The sequence below is a fragment of the Kitasatospora sp. NPDC057542 genome, from assembly GCF_042801945.1.
Taxonomy (GTDB): Bacteria; Actinomycetota; Actinomycetes; order Streptomycetales; family Streptomycetaceae; genus Kitasatospora.
In genome coordinates this window covers 1-16,624 of the sequence record NZ_JBHVFE010000172.1, presented here as the reverse complement: position 1 = coordinate 16,624, position 16,624 = coordinate 1, and the positions used below count along the sequence as shown (strand labels likewise).

The 16,624-nt window shown below is 74.7% G+C and carries 16 protein-coding genes; 4 read left to right on the top strand and 12 right to left on the bottom strand.

Features of this window, described 5'->3' with window-relative positions:
• Positions 1-59: 59 nt before the first annotated feature.
• From ACFU7Y_RS21955 to ACFU7Y_RS21905, 11 genes are all read right to left on the bottom strand, one after another.
• Complete coding sequence (locus ACFU7Y_RS21955) at positions 60-1,304, bottom strand: CynX/NimT family MFS transporter (protein ID WP_380769394.1); 1,245 nt, start codon at positions 1,302-1,304, stop codon at positions 60-62.
• Between the two features lie 63 nt (positions 1,305-1,367).
• Positions 1,368-2,090 (bottom strand): FadR/GntR family transcriptional regulator, encoded by a 723-nt coding sequence (locus tag ACFU7Y_RS21950; RefSeq protein ID WP_380769393.1) that lies wholly within the window; start codon positions 2,088-2,090, stop codon positions 1,368-1,370.
• A gap of 209 nt (positions 2,091-2,299) precedes the next feature.
• Entirely contained in the window at positions 2,300-3,145 is an 846-nt protein-coding gene (locus ACFU7Y_RS21945; protein WP_224280796.1) for an HAD family hydrolase, read from the bottom strand.
• Positions 3,146-3,197: 52 nt separating this feature from the next.
• Positions 3,198-4,472, bottom strand: a complete 1,275-nt coding sequence (gene serS, locus ACFU7Y_RS21940) for a serine--tRNA ligase (protein ID WP_224280797.1) — start codon at positions 4,470-4,472, stop codon at positions 3,198-3,200.
• 578 nt (positions 4,473-5,050) lie between these two features.
• Positions 5,051-5,986 (bottom strand): prephenate dehydratase, encoded by a 936-nt coding sequence (gene pheA, locus ACFU7Y_RS21935; protein ID WP_380769392.1) that lies wholly within the window; start codon positions 5,984-5,986, stop codon positions 5,051-5,053.
• A gap of 147 nt (positions 5,987-6,133) precedes the next feature.
• Positions 6,134-7,402 (bottom strand): iron uptake transporter deferrochelatase/peroxidase subunit, encoded by a 1,269-nt coding sequence (gene efeB / locus ACFU7Y_RS21930; RefSeq protein ID WP_380769391.1) that lies wholly within the window; start codon positions 7,400-7,402, stop codon positions 6,134-6,136.
• A 20-nt stretch (positions 7,403-7,422) separates the two neighbouring features.
• Positions 7,423-9,450: a FixH family protein gene (locus tag ACFU7Y_RS21925; protein WP_380769390.1), complete on the bottom strand. Its 2,028-nt coding sequence runs from the start codon at positions 9,448-9,450 to the stop codon at positions 7,423-7,425.
• Between the two features lie 13 nt (positions 9,451-9,463).
• Positions 9,464-9,979 (bottom strand): copper chaperone PCu(A)C, encoded by a 516-nt coding sequence (locus tag ACFU7Y_RS21920; protein WP_224284528.1) that lies wholly within the window; start codon positions 9,977-9,979, stop codon positions 9,464-9,466.
• Entirely contained in the window at positions 9,976-10,638 is a 663-nt protein-coding gene (locus ACFU7Y_RS21915; RefSeq protein WP_224284529.1) for an SCO family protein, read from the bottom strand. The genes ACFU7Y_RS21920 and ACFU7Y_RS21915 overlap by 4 nt, the downstream gene beginning before the upstream one ends.
• A gap of 76 nt (positions 10,639-10,714) precedes the next feature.
• On the bottom strand, positions 10,715-11,464 hold the full coding sequence (locus tag ACFU7Y_RS21910; RefSeq protein WP_224284530.1) for a YcnI family protein: 750 nt from the start codon (positions 11,462-11,464) through the stop codon (positions 10,715-10,717).
• A 188-nt stretch (positions 11,465-11,652) separates the two neighbouring features.
• Positions 11,653-12,468 carry a hypothetical protein gene (locus ACFU7Y_RS21905; protein WP_380769389.1) on the bottom strand — a complete coding sequence of 272 codons (816 nt, stop codon included), beginning with the start codon at positions 12,466-12,468 and terminating at the stop codon, positions 11,653-11,655.
• Positions 12,469-12,698: 230 nt separating this feature from the next.
• Here ACFU7Y_RS21905 and ACFU7Y_RS21900 point away from each other — a divergent pair, with 230 nt between their 5' ends.
• From ACFU7Y_RS21900 to ACFU7Y_RS21890, 3 genes are all read left to right on the top strand, one after another.
• Positions 12,699-13,334, top strand: coding sequence for an ATP-binding protein (locus tag ACFU7Y_RS21900; protein ID WP_380769388.1), 636 nt, complete (start codon positions 12,699-12,701; stop codon positions 13,332-13,334).
• A 209-nt stretch (positions 13,335-13,543) separates the two neighbouring features.
• On the top strand, positions 13,544-13,765 hold the full coding sequence (locus ACFU7Y_RS21895) for a hypothetical protein (protein WP_224285608.1): 222 nt from the start codon (positions 13,544-13,546) through the stop codon (positions 13,763-13,765).
• A gap of 20 nt (positions 13,766-13,785) precedes the next feature.
• Positions 13,786-15,096: an amidase gene (locus ACFU7Y_RS21890; protein ID WP_380769386.1), complete on the top strand. Its 1,311-nt coding sequence runs from the start codon at positions 13,786-13,788 to the stop codon at positions 15,094-15,096.
• Positions 15,097-15,285: 189 nt separating this feature from the next.
• On the opposite strand, the gene ACFU7Y_RS21885 is transcribed toward ACFU7Y_RS21890, so the two are convergent.
• Positions 15,286-15,429: a hypothetical protein gene (locus tag ACFU7Y_RS21885; protein WP_224285219.1), complete on the bottom strand. Its 144-nt coding sequence runs from the start codon at positions 15,427-15,429 to the stop codon at positions 15,286-15,288.
• 203 nt (positions 15,430-15,632) lie between these two features.
• Between ACFU7Y_RS21885 and ACFU7Y_RS21880 the strand changes: the two genes are divergently transcribed.
• Positions 15,633-16,454: a protein phosphatase 2C domain-containing protein gene (locus ACFU7Y_RS21880; RefSeq protein WP_224285218.1), complete on the top strand. Its 822-nt coding sequence runs from the start codon at positions 15,633-15,635 to the stop codon at positions 16,452-16,454.
• Positions 16,455-16,624 lie beyond the last annotated feature (170 nt).

Below are 16,624 nucleotides of genomic sequence, written 5' to 3'. Positions count from 1 at the left end.
CCCGTGAAGGCGTCCGGGGCTCGCTGCACCCGGGTCTCGCGGACGTGCGGGAGTGCGGCTCAGAGGGTGCGGTTGCGGCCCGCGCCCCAGCCGGCCGCGCCGACCACCAGGACCAGCACCAGCATCAGCACCAGGGTGGCCTCCCAGCCGCCGGTCAGCTGGTGCAGTGCGCCCGCGCCCACCGGGCCGGCCGCCGCCACCAGGTAGCCGATCGCCTGCGACATCCCGCCCAGCTGGGCGGCACCGGCCGCGGTGCGGGTGCGCAGCACGATGAACGCCAGGCCCAGACCCAGCGAACCGCCCTGGGCCACACCGAGGATGGTCGCCGACACCCATGCGGCGGAGACCGGCGCGACCAGCAGCAGGGCGATGCCCAGCCCGTTCAGGGCGGCCATGGTCACCGCCAGCGCGCGCTGGCTGGTCATCCGGCCGGCCATCAGCGGCACCAGGAAGGCGCCCGCCACCTGCACCAGGTTGGAGAAGGCGAAGACCAGACCGGCCTGGCCGCGCTCCATGCCGTGGTCGGCCAGGATGGTCGGCATCCACGCGACGAGGGTGTAGACCAGCAGCGACGAGATGCCCATGAAGAGGCTGATCTGCCAGGCCAGCGGGGACTTCCAGATGCCCTCGATCGGCCTGGTCGGCGCGCCGGCCGCGGCCACCGCTCCCAGGTGCTGCTCCTGGCGGGAGCGCAGCACCTGCGGCAGCCAGGCCACCGCCGCGATCAGCGCGAGCAGCGACCAGGCGCCCAGCGAGGCCCGCCAGCCGCCGCCGAGCGCGTGCTCCAGCGGGACGGAGGTGCCGGCCGCGAGCGTGGCGCCGACCAGCATGGTGGTCGAATAGACGCCGGTCATGGTGGCCGCGCGGTCCGGGAACTCGCGCTTGACCAGGCCCGGCATCGACACGTTCAGCACCGCGATCGCCACGCCGATCACCACGCAGCCCGCGTACAGGGCCGTCACCGACGGCAGCACCCGCAGCAGCACGCCCGCGCCGAGCACCAGCACCGCGCCGAGCACCACCCGCTCGGCGCCGAAACGGCGGGTCAGCCGGGGGGTGAGCGGGGCGCCGACGCCCTGGAACAGCACCGGAACAGTGGTGATCAGCCCGCTCGCGGTGGCGGACAGGCCGAAGGTCCGCTGGATCTCGCCGACCATCGGGGAGACCGCCGCCAGGCAGGCGCGCATGTTCAGCGCGACCAGCACGATGCCGGTCAGCAGCAGGAGCGGATGGGCCAGCCGCGAGCGGACGGGGAGCGGGGCAGGAGTGGTGACAACCGGCTGCTGGGCACGGGTGACGGCCATGGGTGTGCTGTTCTTTCGTGAATGTGCGTGGATGCGGACGGCGGAAGGGAGGCTCGCGCCGTCCTACTTCCGGGCCGCGATGGCCGCGAGCAGCTGCTCGACGGCCGCGGTCGGGCCGGCGAGCAGCGCACGGCACGCCGCCTCGGCCCGGTCCGGGTCACCGCCCTCGATCGCGTCGACCAGCGCCTCGTGGGTGGCCACGACCGCCTCGGGCATGTCGTGGTCGCCGAAGGCGGAGGTCATCGCCTCGCGTACGGAGGCGCCGAAGTAGCGGTACACCTCGGCCAGCGCGGGGTTGTGCGCGGCCTCGACGACGGCGGTGTGGAACTCCAGGTCGTGCTCGACGGTGGCCTCGCGGCTCGCCCGCTCGGGGTGCGCCGCGAACACCTCGGCCTCACGGGCCAGCGCGGCGCGCATCCGCCGGATGTCCTCGGGAGTGTGCCGCAGCGCGGCCAGTCGGGCGCCCTCGGTCTCCAGCGCCGCTCGGACCTCCAGGACGTCCCGGATGCCCGAGCGCTGGACGCCGCGCAGCACGGACGCCGGGTCGCTGGTGGAGCGGACGAACGTCCCCTCGCCCTGCCGGGAGACCAGCATTCCGGCGTGCACCAGCACCCGGATCGCCTCCCGGACGGTGTTCCGCCCGACGTGCAGTTGCTCGGCCAGCTCGTGCTCGGTGGGAATCCGCGACCCCACCGGCCACGCCCCACCCGCCAGCTGCTCCCGCAACTGCTCGATCGCGGTGTCCACCAGGGAGCGCCGCCCGGCCGCCTGCAAACCGCCGCTCATGCCGGACCTCCCTTCCCACCGCACACGCCATCATCGGTCGTCGGTCATCCTACAACCGCTTGCCCGGTCATCCTACAACCCACCCCTGAACAGCACATGAACACCCGACCGGCCCTCCGGGCCGGGCCGCTCGGGGCACTGCGCGCGGCGGAAGGCCGCAGCGCGGAGGACGGGGGCCCGCGGGCCCGCGGTCGGCCCCGCCGGAGGCGTCAGCGCTGCGGGTAGAGGCGCTCCAGGACCGCGGCGACGCCGTCCTCGTCGTTGCTGGTGGTGACGGCGTCGGCGACGGCGAGGAGTTCCTCGTGGGCGTTGGCCATGGCGACGCCGTGGGCGGCCCAGCCGAACATCGGGACGTCGTTGGGCATGTCGCCGAAGGCGATGGTGTCGGCGGCGCGGACGCCGAGGCGGCGGGCGGCGACGGCCAGGCCGGTGGCCTTGGACAGGCCGAGCGGGAGCAGCTCGACCACGCCGGCGCCGGCCATCACCACGCCGACCAGGTCGCCGGCGGCGTGCCGGGCGGCCTCGGCGAGGGCGTCGTCGGTGAGGGCGTGGTGCTGGATGTACAGCTTGCTGAGCGGAGCGTCGAACAGCTCGCTGCGCTCGACCCGGACGACCGGCAGGTCGGAGCCGATCAGCAGCTCGTAGCCGGGGCCGGCCAGCACCTGGCCGTCGAGGCCGTCCTGGCCGGCGGCGATGGCGAGCGGGCCGGTCCGGGCCTCGATCTTCTCGATCGCGATCGCGGCGAGCCGCCGGTCCAGGGTGAGCGAGGTGAGCAGCTTGTGCGCGCCGGCGTCGTACACCTGGGCGCCCTGGCCGCAGACCGCTATCCCGGTGTAGCCGATCTCGTCGAAGATCGGGCGGGCCCAGACGGCCGAGCGCCCGGTGACGATGATGTGCAGCGCGCCCGCGCCGGTGGCCGCGGCGAGGGCGGCGCGGGTGCGCTCGGAGACGGTCTCCCCGCTGGTGAGCAGGGTGCCGTCGAGGTCGGTGGCGACCAGCCGGTAGGGCAGGTCGCCACCGTCGGGGGAGGCGGGGCTGGGGCTGATGGTGCTCATGGGCCGTACGTCTCCCGGGAGTTGCAGGTCGTGCTGGGCGGTGCGGACCGGGTTACTTGACCGGTTCGAGGACGGCCCGCCCGCCGAGGAACGGCCGCAGCGCCTCGGGCACGACGACCGAGCCGTCGGCCTGCTGGTGGTTCTCCAGGATCGCCACGATGGTGCGGGGGACGGCGACCAGGGTGCCGTTCAGGGTGGCGAGCGGGCGGGTCTTGCCCTCCTCGCGCATCCGGATCGACAGCCGGCGGGCCTGGTACTCGGTGGTGTTGGAGGTCGAGGTGACCTCGCGGTACTTGCCCTGGGTGGGGATCCACGCCTCGATGTCGAACTTGCGCGCGGCCGAGGCGCCGAGGTCGCCGGAGGCGACGTCGATCACCCGGTACGGCAGCTCCAGCGCGTTGAGGAAGTCCTTCTCCCACTGGAGCAGGCGGCGGTGCTCGTTCTCCGCGTCCTCGGGGGTGGTGAAGACGAACATCTCCACCTTCTCGAACTGGTGGACGCGGATGATGCCGCGGGTGTCCTTGCCGTAGGTGCCGGCCTCGCGGCGGAAGCAGGACGAGTAGCCGGCGTAGCGCAGCGGCAGCTTGTCGGCGTCGAGGATCTCGTCCATGTGGTACGCCGCGAGCGGGACCTCGCTGGTGCCGACCAGGTACCGGTCGTCCTCGGCGAGGTGGTACACGTTCTCGGCGGCCTGGCCGAGGAAGCCGGTGCCGTCCATGGCGGCCGGGCGGACCAGGGTCGGGGTGATCATCGGGGTGAAGCCGGCCGCGGTGGCCTGGGCGATCGCCATGTTGACCAGGGCGAGCTCCAGCAGCGCGCCGACGCCGGTCAGGTAGTAGGAGCGGGCACCGGCGACCTTGGCGCCGCGCTCGGTGTCGATCGCGCCGAGGATCTGGCCCAGCTCGACGTGGTCGCGGGGCTCGAAGCCCTCGGCGGCGAAGTCGCGCGGGGTGCCGATCTCCTCAAGGGTGACGAAGTCCTCCTCGCCGCCGACCGGGGCGGCCGGGTCGATGAGGTTCGCCAGCGAGCGGAGCAGGCGGTCGGCCTCCTCCTTGGCCGCGCTCTGCTCGGCGTCGGCGGCCTTGACCTCGGCGGCCAGGTCCTTGGTGCGCTGGAGCAGGGCGGCCTTCTCGTCGCCCTTGGCCTGGGCGACCTGCTTGCCGAGCACCCGCTGCTCGTTGCGCAGTTCGTCGAAGCGGCTGCCCGAGGACCGGCGCCGCTCGTCGGCGGAGAGGAGGGCGTCGACCAGGTCGACGTCCTCGCCACGGACGCGCTGCGAGGCGCGCACTCGGTCAGGGTCCTCACGGAGCAGGCGAAGGTCAATCACAGGCCCAAGCGTACCGGGAGACCGTTCCTTCACCGGTACGGCTTTTCCCCTGGGGATAACTCACCCGGGCCTGTGGATAACCCGTGTGGGGAACTCTCCGTCGCCGGGTTATCCACAGGCCCGGCCCCGGGCCTGTGGATCAAAAGGGAGGATCGCCTTCCGCGTGAACGAATCAGGGGATTGAGGTTTCAAACCTCGATCCACCTTCCCGAGTGAGGGAATTGAAGCACTCGGACGGGTGATTTGCTGGCAACCGGGTGACTCTGGCCCGATTGGTCATCTCTGCGACGCAAACCGATGGTCCGACCTGTTCTGAGCAATGGCTATACCGGTTTGTCGACTCATCCCCAGGCCTGTGGATAACTTCCGGCTGTGGACAGCGGAGAGCCCTGTGGACAGCGGTCTCCGGCTCCGGGCCCCTGTGGATGACGGGTGGGGCCGCCCGCCCCGCCTGATCGGCCCGGTCCGAAACTGTCGGAAAAGGTCGGAAAGACAAAAGATGTAGCCAGGATGTCCGGAGGAGTCCGGATGTCCCGAGGGCTTCAGCCGGCCCGCGGGCTGCGGACGCCCCGCGGGCTTCAGATGTCCCCGCGGCCGTCGAGCGCGCGGGAGAGCCAGTCCGCCGCCGAGGTGAAATCCGCGTCCGAGGTCCCCGGCCGCCGGTGGGTGGACTGCTGCCGGTCGGCGCGCGGATAGGAGCCGAGGTACCGCACCTGCGGGCAGATCCGCTTGAGCCCCATCATCGCCTCGCCGACCCGGCGCTCGGACAGGTGGCCCTCGCAGTCGATCAGGAAGCAGTAGCTGCCCATGCCCTCGCCGGTCGGGCGGGACTCGATCCGCATCAGGTTGACCCCGCGCACCGCGAACTCCTGGAGCAGCTCCAGCAGAGCACCCGGGTGATCGTCCGGCAGCCAGACCACCATCGAGGTCTTGTCCGCGCCGGTCGGCGAGGAGACCCGCCCCGGGCGGCCGACCAGGACGAACCGGGTGGCCGCGCTCTTCGCGTCCGCGATGTCCTTGACCAGCGGCTCCAGCCCGTAGATCGGCGCCGCGAACTCGCCCGCGAACGCGCCGTCGTAACGGCCCTCGGCGACCAGCCGGGCGCCGTCCGCGTTGGAGGCGGCCGACTCCCAGCTCGCCTCCGGCAGGTTGGCCGCCAGCCAGCGGCGCACCTGCGGCTGGGCCACCGGGTGGCTGGTCACCGTCTTGACCCCGGACAGCTCGGTGCCCGGCCGCACCAGCAGCGCGAAGGTGATCGGCAGCAGCACCTCACGGTAGATCATCAGCGGTGCGCCGGAGGCCAGTTCGTCGTTGGTCGCGGTGACCGCGCCCTCCACCGAGTTCTCGATCGGGACGAACGCCCCGGCCGCCTCCCCGCCGCGCACCGCGTCCAGCGCCAGCGCCACCGAGGACAGCGGCACCAGCTCCCGGGTCGCCGCCTCGGGCAGGGTGTGCAGGGCCGCCTCGGTGAACGTGCCGGCCGGTCCGAGGTAGGTGTAGCGGGTGGCCGACATGACGCCTCCGTGGGGATCTCGGTGCTGCGCGGGCAGAGTGAGCCGAAGCAGTCACGATAACGATTCCGCGGCCCCGGCAGGAAAGCGTTCCAGAGGCCGGGACCGCGGCGGTGAATCCCGGGGGTCCTTCTTCGAACCCCCGGGGAACTACCCCTCCAACAACTGCTGGCCGAGGTAGCCGCCGGGCGGCGCACTCGGCGGCAGCGCGTACAGGCCGCCGGCCTCGTGCCGCAGGAAGCGGGACAGGCCGTCGCCCCGGGAGAGCTTGCGCTGCACGGGGATGAAGCCCCTGCGCGGGTCGGTCTGGAAGGCGAGGAAGAGCAGCCCGGCGTCCGGCGAGCCGTCCGGCGACAGCCCGTCGTGGTACGAGAAACCGCGCCGCAGCATCGCCGCCCCGCCGTTGGCCGCCGGGGTGGCGACCCGGATGTGGGCGTCGGCCGGGATCGCCAGGGTGCCGTCCGGGCCCTGCGCGGTGAGGTCGACCGGGGAGCGCTCACCGGCCCCGGCGGGCGCGCCGAGCGGGGCGCCGTCCGACTTGCGCCGCCCGATCACCCGCTCCTGCCGGTCCACCGGCAGCGCCTCCCAGTGGTCCAGCAGCATCCGGATCCGCCGGAACACCAGGTACGAGCCGCCGGTCAGCCAGGCCGGCTGGTCGCCGCCGGCGGCGCAGAACACCTTGGCGGCGAAGCCCTCCTCGTCCGGCCTGGGGTTGTTGGTGCCGTCGATCTGGCCCATCAGGTTGCGTCCGGTCACCGGCTGCGCGGCGGCGCCGGGGGTGCGGGCGAAGCCGGCCGACTGCCAGCGCAGCGCCGCCGTACCGGTGGCCAGCCGCTGGAGCACCCGCAGGGCGTGCACCGCGACCAGGGCGTCGTCCGCGCCGATCTGGACGAACAGGTCGCCGTCGCCGCGGGCCGGGTCGAGCGCGTCGCCGGGGAAGGCGGGCAGCGGTTCGAGCCCGGGCGGGCGGCGGTCGGCCAGCCCGGCCTTGTCGAACAGTGCGCCGCCGAAGCCGACCGTGACGGTGAGCGAGCAGGGCCCGGCGTCCAGCGCGACCTGGTTGTCGAACTCCTCGGCCGGCTCCCCGGCGGTCAGCCGATCGGCCGCCTTCGTCCAGCGCTGCAGCAGGGTGCGCAGCCCGTCCCGGCCGACGCCCTCGGCCAGGTCGAAGGCGGCAAGCTGGACCCTGGCCTGTTGCGGGTCGGTGATCCCGGCCTGGTGCTCGCCGCGGAACGGCACCCGGGCCGCGCCCAGCGCCCGACCGGACGGGCCCGCCGCAGCCGCCGTCCCGCCGGGCCGCCCGTCCACGGCGACCGCCCCGGCGACGCCCGCGCCGGCACCGGCCAGCAGCCCGGCCCCGGCGGTGCCGAGCAGCGCCCGCCGGGTGAAGCCCGCAGGCCCCGTCGAAGCGTGGTCCATCGACACGTCCGCCACCCCGCTCATCCGATCTTGAACTGCTGGGTCGGGGTGGTCTGGTCGATGTCGGAGGAGCGGATCTGCACCGACACCACCCAGTTGCCCGCCAGCGGCAGCTGCGCGGTGCCGCTCCAGCGGCCGGTGCCCTCCGGGGTGAGCGCGACCGGCAGCGGGCCGAGGTCGCGGTCCGGCAGGGTGAAGGCGAGCTGCACCTCGGGGACGTCCACCGGCTGACCGTCCGCGCCGTCCAGCGCCAGCTTCACCTCGTTCGGCCCGGTCCGGGCCGGGTTGAGGGTGACGATCGCGGTGCCCTTGGCGTTCGGCGTCCGGCCCTTGGTGTCGTACGGGAGCTTGAGCTCGACGGTGCGACCCGGCTCGGTCTGCGCGGCCGCCGCGGCCCCGCCGGCGACCGGAGCGTCGGCCGCCCCGGCCTTGACCTCGCCCGCCACCCGCCCGGGCGGGGAGTTGGTGAGCATCGTGGTGACCACCAGCACCGCCACCGCGACCAGCGCCTCGACCAGCACCGAGCGGCGCAGCCCGGCCCGGGTCGGGGTCAGCCCGCGGTCGCGTCCGGCGCTCTGCCGGGCTGCCAGCTGGCGCTCCAGCTGCGCCTGCCGGACCGGGTCCTCGCTGTGCGCCGCCACGGCGACCGGCTCCGCCGGTTCGGCCGGTGCGACCTCCACCGCCTCGGCCGGGGCCGAGCGCAGCCGGGCGAGCCAGGAACGGGAGACCCAGGCGACGCCGAGCATCGCGACCACGCAGCCGTTCTTCACCAGCAGCAGCCGTCCGTACTCGGTGCCGGTCAGCGCGCCCCAGCTGCCCAGGCCCCGCCAGGACTGGTAGATCCCGGTCGCGGCCAGCACGGCCACCGAGCCGAAGGCGATCTTCGAGAAGCGGTCCACCACCTCGGCGCCGACGCCCTCGCGCAGCGCGACCAGCAGCGCGGCCAGCCCGCCCAGCCAGAGCGCCATGGCGATCAGGTGCAGGACGCCGAGCGGCAGCGCCAGCCAGACCTGGATGCCCACCGAGGCGTGGTCGGCGCCGACCCAGGTCGCCGAGAGGGCGACCGCCAGCACCAGCCCGGCCACGCCGAGGCCGAGCCGGACCTCGTGCTGCGGCCGTTCGGCGGCCCGCCGCTCCAGCGCGCGCAGCTCGGCGGCCTCGGCGTCCTCCTCGGAGCCCCCGGGGCCCCCGGAGCCGTTCTGCTCCCCGTCCAGCGGCTCCGGGGCGACCGGCCGCGGCGTCTGCCCCAGCTGCCCGACCAGCAACGACAGGAACACCCCGCCCGCCGCGAGCAGTAGCAGCCGGGCGGCCAGCGCGGTGCCGATCCGCTCGTCCAGCGTGGCGCGCACCAGCGACAGGTCGAAGGCCTGCCCGACCCCCGAGCCGCGCTCGTACGGGCCGCGCAGCATCAGCACCGCGACGGTGGAGACCAGCAGCGCCGTCCAGCCGGTCATCAGCAGCCGCTGCACCCGGCGCCGGGCGGTGCCGGCCGGCCAGCAGACCAGCACGAAGGCGGCGACGCCGACCAGCAGCGCGAAGGCCGTGTAGGCGACGGTGCGGCCGGTGCCGTACAGCGCCGCGACCACGCCGTCGGCGTCGGCGCCCTGGAGCGCGGTGGCCGACACCGAGGTGTCCGAGGGCGCGCCGATCGAGAAGGTGAACGCCCCGCCGACCGGGTGCGAGTCGTCCGAGACGGCCCGCCAGGCCACCGTGTACGTGCCGTTGGCGAGTCCGCTCCGCAGTCCGACCCGGGCGGTGTTGCCCTTGCCGTCGGCGTGCGCCGGGTTGCCGGTGTCCACGGCCTTGCCGGCCGGGTCGAGCACCCGGACGGAGTCGCCGGAGAGCGAGACGGACTCGCTGAAGGTCAGCGTCACCGCCTGCGGGGCGGTGGCGACCACCGAGTTCTGCCGCGGGTCGGTGGAATCCAGGGTGGCGTGCGCGGAGGCCGGTCCGGCGCCCGCGAGCATCAGCGCGAGCAGGGCGCCGAGCACTCCGAGCACCCCGGCGATCCGGCGGTGGGTGGCCTTCTCCAGGCCGGCCGACAGCATGGTGGTGGTCCCCTTAACTCTGGCCGGGGCGGTAGGTGAGCTCCTTGACCGGCACCTTGACGGAGATGGTGCCGGACTTGGCGAAGGTGAGGTCGAGCTCCAGCTCGTCGCCGAGGACGGGGGCCTTCTGCCATCCCATGATCATGAGGTGGTTGCCGCCGCGGGCGAGCTGCAGGGCGCCGTGAGCGGGGACGTCCAGGCTGTCCACCTGCTCCATGGTCGACGCGGTCGAGCGGTGCATGGTGACCGACTCGGCGGCCGGGCTGGTCACCTTGAGCAGCTGGTCCTGCCCGCCGTCGTTGCGGACGGTCAGGTAGCCGGCCGCCATGCCGCCGGCCGGGGGCAGCGGGATGTAGGAGTCGGCGACGCTGAGCCTGGCCGGGCCGCCGGGGGTGCCGTCCTGGCCGCCCGTGCCGCCCCCCGTCCCGCAGGCCGCCAGGATGGCGCCGCCGCCCAGGGCCGTCGCGACGACGGCGCCGAGCAGGGCGCTGCGGCGGAAGCGGCGGGTTCCGGTCTGCGCCGAGGTCACGCCGCGACCCCCTTGGCGAGCAGCGGCAGGTCGTGCTCGTAGGTCTTCTCCTCGGTGCCGCTCATGTAGAGCACGTGAGCCTTGTCGTCCGAGGGGAGGAAGGCCAGCACCTGCGCGCCGTGGGTGGAGGTGACCGTGCCGTCCGTGTTGACCACCGGGTCCTCGATCATGATGCCGAGCGACTTGGCGGCGGTCTTCACCTTGGCCAGGTCCCCGGTGAGGCCTATGAAGTCGCTGCCCATCGAGTCCAGCCAGGTGCGCAGCACCTTGGGGGTGTCGCGCTGCGGGTCGGTGGAGACGAAGACGATGTTGATCTTCTGCCGGTCCTCCGGGGAGAGCGCCTTCATCGCGACGCCGATGTCGCCCATGGTGGTCGGGCAGACGTCCGGGCAGCTGGTGTAGCCGAAGAACAGCAGGGTGGCCTTGCCGCTGGTCTGCTGACGCAGGTCGAAGGGCTGGCCGGAGGTGTCGGTCAGCTGGAGGTCCGGCTTCTCGAAGTTCTTGGCGAGCTTGGTGCCCTGGTACGGGGTGTCCTCCTTCTGCCGGGTGACCTTGGCGGCGGTGGAGTCGCCGCCGGAGGAGCCGCAGGCGGAGAGGGTCAGGGCGGCGGCCAGCGCGAGGGCGGCCGCGCCGGCCAGACGGGTGGTGCGGGTGAGCATGGGAGTTCCGATCGTGCGCGGTGGACCGCCGGCGGGCCGCACCCGGAAGGGGGGCACGGCCCGTCGGCACGGGGGATCAGGAGGCGGAGCCGCCGCTCTTGCGGCGCAGGCCGAGTACGCCGACGGCGGTGCCGATCACACCGACCACGATGCCGACCACGCCCAGGGTGCGGGCGGTGGAGTCGCTGGACTTGGCGTCGCCGGAGGCGGCGGTGTGGTCGGAGCTGTCACTGTGGGCGCCTGCGGCCGGGGAGGCGGTGACGCCGTGGCCGTCGCCCTCGGCGGCCTTGGTGAGCTTCAGGACGGGCGCGGGCTTGGCCGGCTCCGGCTGGCCGTCCTTGCTCTCGTCGATCCAGCGGGCGACGTCGCCGTTGTCGTAGGTCTGGAGGGTCTTGAAGACCAGGTTGTCGGTGTCGGTCGGCAGCGGGCCGAGCGAGACCCGGAACTCCTGGAACTGGCCGGGGGCGATCTTGGTGCCGGCGTCGGCGGTCCAGGTGATCTTGGAGACGGCCTCGGTGACGTCGTTGCCGTGCACCTTGATCGGCTTGTCGAGCTTGGCCTTCTCGACCGTGGCGGTCCAGCCCGGCAGCGGCAGGGTCCGGACCGAGGCCAGCGGGTGGTCCAGCGGGAGGTTGACCTCCAGCTTCACCGTGCCCGCCGTGTCGCTCTCGTTCGGCACCCGGAAGTCGACGGCCGTGTAGCCGCCCTGGGCGGCCGCGCCCGGGTTCACGGTGACGTGCGCGAAGGCGGGGCCGGCCAGCGCCACCACGGAGGCGGCGGCGGTGAGGGCGACGGCGGCGAGACGGCGGGCGGGAAGGGAACGCATGATGTGGGGTCTCCGATCGGAGCCGGCGGCAGCCGGTACCGGGCGACGGGCGTGAGCCGTGCCGCGGGGGCCGCGCGCGGGGACGACGTGGGGGCAGAGCCTCGGGCCGCCCCGGTGGTCGGGGGAACGGCCGGACGGTGCGCACACCGGGCACCCGGTACGGCCGCAGGGCCGCCAGGAAACGCCGGTCAGTACGCGAGGGCCCCGCACGGCGGGCCGCGCCGCACCACGCTGTGCCGCAGCACGGCACCTGCCGGGAGCGGGCTCTCCCCGCCTCGGGCGCCGAACCGGCGGGCCGGGCCGGCCACGCCGAACAGACCGCGCAGCAACACGGCCACCAGCGCGAACGCGGTGCGCAGCGGCGCCGCCCAGTGCTCCCGGGCCGCCGCGGCGGCCACCCGCAGCAGTCGCCACAGCGCCGCCTCGCCGCGCCGCAGCCACCACCCCGCGACCAGCGCGGCGCCCAGGTGCCCGGCCAGCATCGACGGCGTCATGCCGAACACGCCGGCCTGCCACCAGGGCGCGGTGGCGAACGCGTGCGGGTCCAGGCCGGCGGAGGAGACCAGCTGCTCCGGGGACGGGCTGCCGGACAGGCCGATCAGCGTGCCGGGGCGGGCCTCGTTGCAGATCAGCCGGCCGGCCACCTGCGGCACGGTCAGCGGACCGGAGCCGCCGTGGTGCATGCCGGGCATGGAGCCGTTGAAGCCGTGGAAGAGGCAGTGCAGTCCGAGCTGCCCGGCACCCAGCGCCCCGGCGATGGCCGCCAGCGAACGCTCCCGCCCGCCGCAGACCACCGCGAACGCCAGCACCGCGGCGAAGCCCGCCGCCAGCGCGGTCGGCGGCACGTTCCCGCCACCCGCCAGGGCGTGCCCGGCGGCCGCTATCAGGGTGCACACCAGCGCGAACGGGACCGCCCGGGCAAGCCGCAGGTCCCAGGCGGCGGACCCCACCGGCTGGGCCGGTCCGGGGGCGCCCGGGAGCGGGGCGGCGGCGAGGGCAGTCATGGCCGGGCCATCCTCTCATTGCGTACGCCGCGGACACGGGCAGGGTGGGAAATCCCTACGAATGCCCCTTTCGGCGGCGGCGTGAGAGGGGGCGTACGCGTCGCCCGGCACAGACCCCGTCCCCCGGTCCATCCGCCGAACGGGCGGTAGCGGCCCCCGGGCACGGTTCGCCCGGGAATCGCCCGGAGATACCTAGTTGTATGTGGAGTCGCAGCCAGGAGGGACCTCCCGTGGACATCTGGTGGACTCTGCACCTCAAGCGCGACCCGGCCAGCGTCCCGCTGGCCCGGCGCATCCTGCTCGGTGCGATGGCGACGGCGGGCGTCGACCCGCAGATCGCGGACGACCTCGGCATCGCCCTCACCGAGGCCTGCGCCAACGCCGTCGAGCACGGCGCCACCGGGCGGCCCGACGACGGCTTCCAGGTCACCGCCTCGATCTGCGGCGACCGGCTGCGGATCGAGGTCACCGACTCCGGCCCCGGCCTGCCCGCCCCCGCCGCGCCCGTCCGCCGCCCGGCTGCCGCGGCCCAGGCCCGTCCGGTGGTGGCCGGCCGTGCGCTCCGCCGCACCCGCCGCGGCCGCGCCACCGTCCCGGCCCGCGTCCTCGCCGCCCACCGCCCCCGCCGCGACGGCCACCCGTACGACACCCACGTCCTGCCCTGCCGCCCCAGCACCCCCACCCTGCGCCCGGTCGACCTGGACACCCTCCCCGACCTCACCGCCGAGTCCGGCCGCGGCCTCTTCCTCATCCACGCCCTCACCGACCACGTCCAGCTCCGCAACCACCCCCTGCGCGGGGCGATCGTGAGCTTCGACAAGATCCTCAAGTGGCAGGACGGCGCCCTGCTCCGCGCGGCGTCCTGACCTTCTGCGTACCGGTCACGGCCGCGGCCGGCGGCCGGGAACACGACCTTGAGCAGCGAGCTCCGGTGGACGCCGCCGTGGCAGCGGTTGTCGACGGTGGGCATCGGGACCGGCGGCGTGCCCGGCGTTTCGCCGGGGGGATCCGAGCCCCTGAGCCTCCGGTTGCCGGGGGTGGGAGGGGGCCGGACGATGGGGGCATGATGCACCAGATGCGAGCGGAGTACGGCGCCGGCGGTGCGGCCGCGGAGGTGCGGCTGTGGCACATGGTCCGGGGCGACGCGGACGTCGCGATGTGCGGCCGGGAGCTCGATCCGGGGTCGCAGGTGCGGGAGGCGGTGGACTGGGGGAAGACCCCGGAGCTGTGCTGCCACACCTGCGGGGCGTACTTCCTGCGCGAGGCACCGTACCTGGCGGCCGAACACCACCCGTGAGCCGGTCTACTGTGACCGGCATGGAGGAACCCCTCGTCCGGCCGCGGCCGTTGACCGATGAGGCCGCCGGGCTGCGCGCCGGTGTGCCGGAACTGTCCGAGTACGTCGACCGGTTGTGCGCCCTGGTCGAACGGGTGGACCCGCTGATCCGCGCGTTCGTGCCGGAGCCCGGGCGGCACGAGCGGCTGCGGTCGCAGGCGCGGGAGGTGGCCGCGCGGTACCCGGAACCGGGCGGGCGGCCGCCGCTGTACGGGGTGGCGGTGGGCGTCAAGGACATCGTGCACGTGGACGGGCTGCCCACGCACGGCGGTTCGGCGCTGCCGCCCGGGGTGCTGGCCGGGCCGCAGGCCGTGGTGGTGGACCGGCTGCGGGCGGCGGGGGCGCTGGTCGCGGGCAAGACCGTGACCGCCGAGTTCGCCGCGAGCGCCCCGGGCCCGACCCGCAACCCGCACCATCCGGGGCACACCCCGGGCGGCTCCAGCAGCGGTTCGGCGGCCGCGGTCGCGGCCGGGCTGGTGCCGCTGGCGATCGGCACCCAGACGGTCGGCTCGGTGATCCGCCCGGCCGCGTACTGCGGGGTGGTGGGCTTCCGGCCGACGTACGGGCGGATCCCGATCACGGGGGTGATCCCGAACGCGCCGAGCTTCGACACCCTGGGGACGTTCACCGCGGACCTGGCGGGCGCGGCCCTGGCGGCCCCGCTGCTCTGCGACGGCTGGCGGGCGGAGCACGGCGGGGCGGCCGCGCCCGTGCTCGGGGTGCCGGACGGGACGTACCTGGAGCATGCCGAACCGGCCGCGCTGCGCGCCTTCGAGGAGCAGCTGGCCCGGCTGGCGCGGGCCGGGTTCACGGTGCGCCGGGTCGAGCTGTTCCCCGACTTCGCCGAGATCGCCCGGCGGTTGCAGGCGGTCAACCGCTTCGAACTGGCCCGCAGCCACGCCGACTGGTTCGCCCGCTTCGGCGGGCTCTACCGGCCGGAGACGGTGGCGGGCATCCGGGCCGGCCAGGGCGTCGCGGCCGAGGACCGGGCGGCCGCTCTGGAGTTCCGGGAGCGGCTGCGCGAGTGGGTGGCCGCGGCGGGTACGGCGGCCGGGGTGGACCTGTGGCTGGCGCCCTCGGCGACCGGTGGGGCGCCGGAGGGCCTGCACAGCACCGGGGACGCGGTGATGTCGCTGCCGTGGAGCTTCCTCGGGCGGCCCGCGCTGAGCCTGCCGGCGGGGCGGACACCGGAGGGGCTGCCGCTGGGGCTCCAGGTGGTCGGTGCGGCGGGCGGTGACGAGCGGCTGCTGGCCCAAGCCGCCTTCCTGGAAAAGGTGGTGGCGGAGGGTTAGGCGAGCGCCGGGTCCGCCGGGTCGGTGCCGGGGCGCAGCCCGCCGGTGGCCCGGGCGCCGTCGAGGGCCTCGGCGACGATGTCGTACCACTCCCGGGCGCAGCCGGCGCTGGGGAGGGCCCGGGCGCGGGAGTAGGCGAGCCGGCTCTCGCGGAGGGCGCGGGCCCTGGCGCGAACCGTCGGACCTGCCCTAGGAGGCCCGGGGAGCCCCGGTGCCCCGGGGGTCGGGGCCGCGCTTCTCGTCGGGGAAGCGCGGCCCGCCGATCAGGTAGAACAGTGCGGCCGTCGGGAAGCCGAGCGAGGCGGCCAGCAACACGATGAACTCCCAGAACATCTTCCGCTCCTCGTCAGTCGCGGGCCGCCCGGACACCCGAAGGTGATCCCAAACCCGACCCGCTCCGATTGGCCGAATCGTCCGGTCACTGTCCGACGGTATGGCCGAATCACCCCGGCTGCCACCGGGCGCCGCGCCCCGGCCCTCGCCGCACCGGCGCACGGGTCTGGGCGCGGGCCGGGGGCGGCGGCCACACTGTCGGGATGCAGCTACAGCTCGCAGGGGAAGCACGGCGGCCCGACCGCGAGAGCGAGGACTTCGTGGCGGCCTCGCCGGAGGCGCTGGTCCTGCTGGACGGCGTGAGCTCGCCGGCCGGCCTGGAGTCCGGGTGCCGGCACGGGACGGTGTGGTACGTGCGCCGGCTGGGCGTGCACCTGCTCGCCCGGCTCACCGACCGGGCGGACCGCTCGATCGCCGAGTGCCTGGCCGACGCCATCGTGGAGACGGCCGCGCTGCACGGCGGCCGGTGCGACCTGGCCCACCCCAACACGCCCGCCGCGATGGTCGTCGCGGCCCGGCGGCACGGCGAGGCGCTGGAGTACCTGGTGCTCGGCGACTCGCTGCTGGTGCTGGAGTTCAAGGACGGCCCGCCGAAGGTGATCGGGGACAACCAGCGCTTCCCCGCCGGGGAGGAGCTGCGCCGCCAGGTGTGGGAGACCGTCCCCGGCTCGGCCGAGCGGGCCGCGCTGCACCTGGAGTACGCGCTGGCCGTGCGCGCCGCCCGCAACCGGGGCAACGGCCCGTGGATCGCCGCGGCCGGCCCGCGGGCGGCCGAGCACGCCGAGACCGGCTTCGTCCGGCTGGACCGGCTGCACGCGCTGGCCGCCCTCACCGACGGCGCCTCGCGCTACACCGAGCGCTTCGGGCTGGGCAGTTGGGCCGATGTGCTGCGGCTGCTCGCCGAGTCGGGGCCGAGCGAGCTGATCGCCCGGGTCCGGGAGGTGGAGCGGGCGGACGCCGACTGCGAGCGCTGGCCGCGCGGCAAGACGCACGACGACGCCTCGGCCCTCTACGCGCTGCTGTAGCGGACTCGGGCCCGGGCACCGCCGGGCGGCCCGGAGTCCGGCTCGCACCCCACGCACATCGGTCCGATTCCGTTCACCGAACACCCGTCAACCCCCGTGCGATGCTGGGCGGATGGCGGGTGATCCCATGACGGCGAGCGCGGCGCGGGGCCTGCGGGAGGTGCCCAGGG

Coding starts and splice junctions, on each gene's coding strand:
- ACFU7Y_RS21955 (WP_380769394.1), bottom strand. CDS start 1,304: ATGGCCGTCACCCGTGCCCAGCAGCCGGTTGTCACCACTCCTGCCCCG.
- ACFU7Y_RS21925 (WP_380769390.1), bottom strand. CDS start 9,450: ATGCTGTCGGCCGGCCTGGAGAAGGCCACCCACCGCCGGATCGCCGGG.
- ACFU7Y_RS21880 (WP_224285218.1), top strand. CDS start 15,633: ATGCAGCTACAGCTCGCAGGGGAAGCACGGCGGCCCGACCGCGAGAGC.
- ACFU7Y_RS21945 (WP_224280796.1), bottom strand. CDS start 3,145: ATGAGCACCATCAGCCCCAGCCCCGCCTCCCCCGACGGTGGCGACCTG.
- pheA (WP_380769392.1), bottom strand. CDS start 5,986: ATGTCGGCCACCCGCTACACCTACCTCGGACCGGCCGGCACGTTCACC.
- ACFU7Y_RS21895 (WP_224285608.1), top strand. CDS start 13,544: ATGCGAGCGGAGTACGGCGCCGGCGGTGCGGCCGCGGAGGTGCGGCTG.
- efeB (WP_380769391.1), bottom strand. CDS start 7,402: ATGGACCACGCTTCGACGGGGCCTGCGGGCTTCACCCGGCGGGCGCTG.
- ACFU7Y_RS21915 (WP_224284529.1), bottom strand. CDS start 10,638: ATGCTCACCCGCACCACCCGTCTGGCCGGCGCGGCCGCCCTCGCGCTG.
- ACFU7Y_RS21890 (WP_380769386.1), top strand. CDS start 13,786: ATGGAGGAACCCCTCGTCCGGCCGCGGCCGTTGACCGATGAGGCCGCC.
- ACFU7Y_RS21950 (WP_380769393.1), bottom strand. CDS start 2,090: ATGAGCGGCGGTTTGCAGGCGGCCGGGCGGCGCTCCCTGGTGGACACC.
- ACFU7Y_RS21905 (WP_380769389.1), bottom strand. CDS start 12,468: ATGACTGCCCTCGCCGCCGCCCCGCTCCCGGGCGCCCCCGGACCGGCC.
- ACFU7Y_RS21910 (WP_224284530.1), bottom strand. CDS start 11,464: ATGCGTTCCCTTCCCGCCCGCCGTCTCGCCGCCGTCGCCCTCACCGCC.
- ACFU7Y_RS21885 (WP_224285219.1), bottom strand. CDS start 15,429: ATGTTCTGGGAGTTCATCGTGTTGCTGGCCGCCTCGCTCGGCTTCCCG.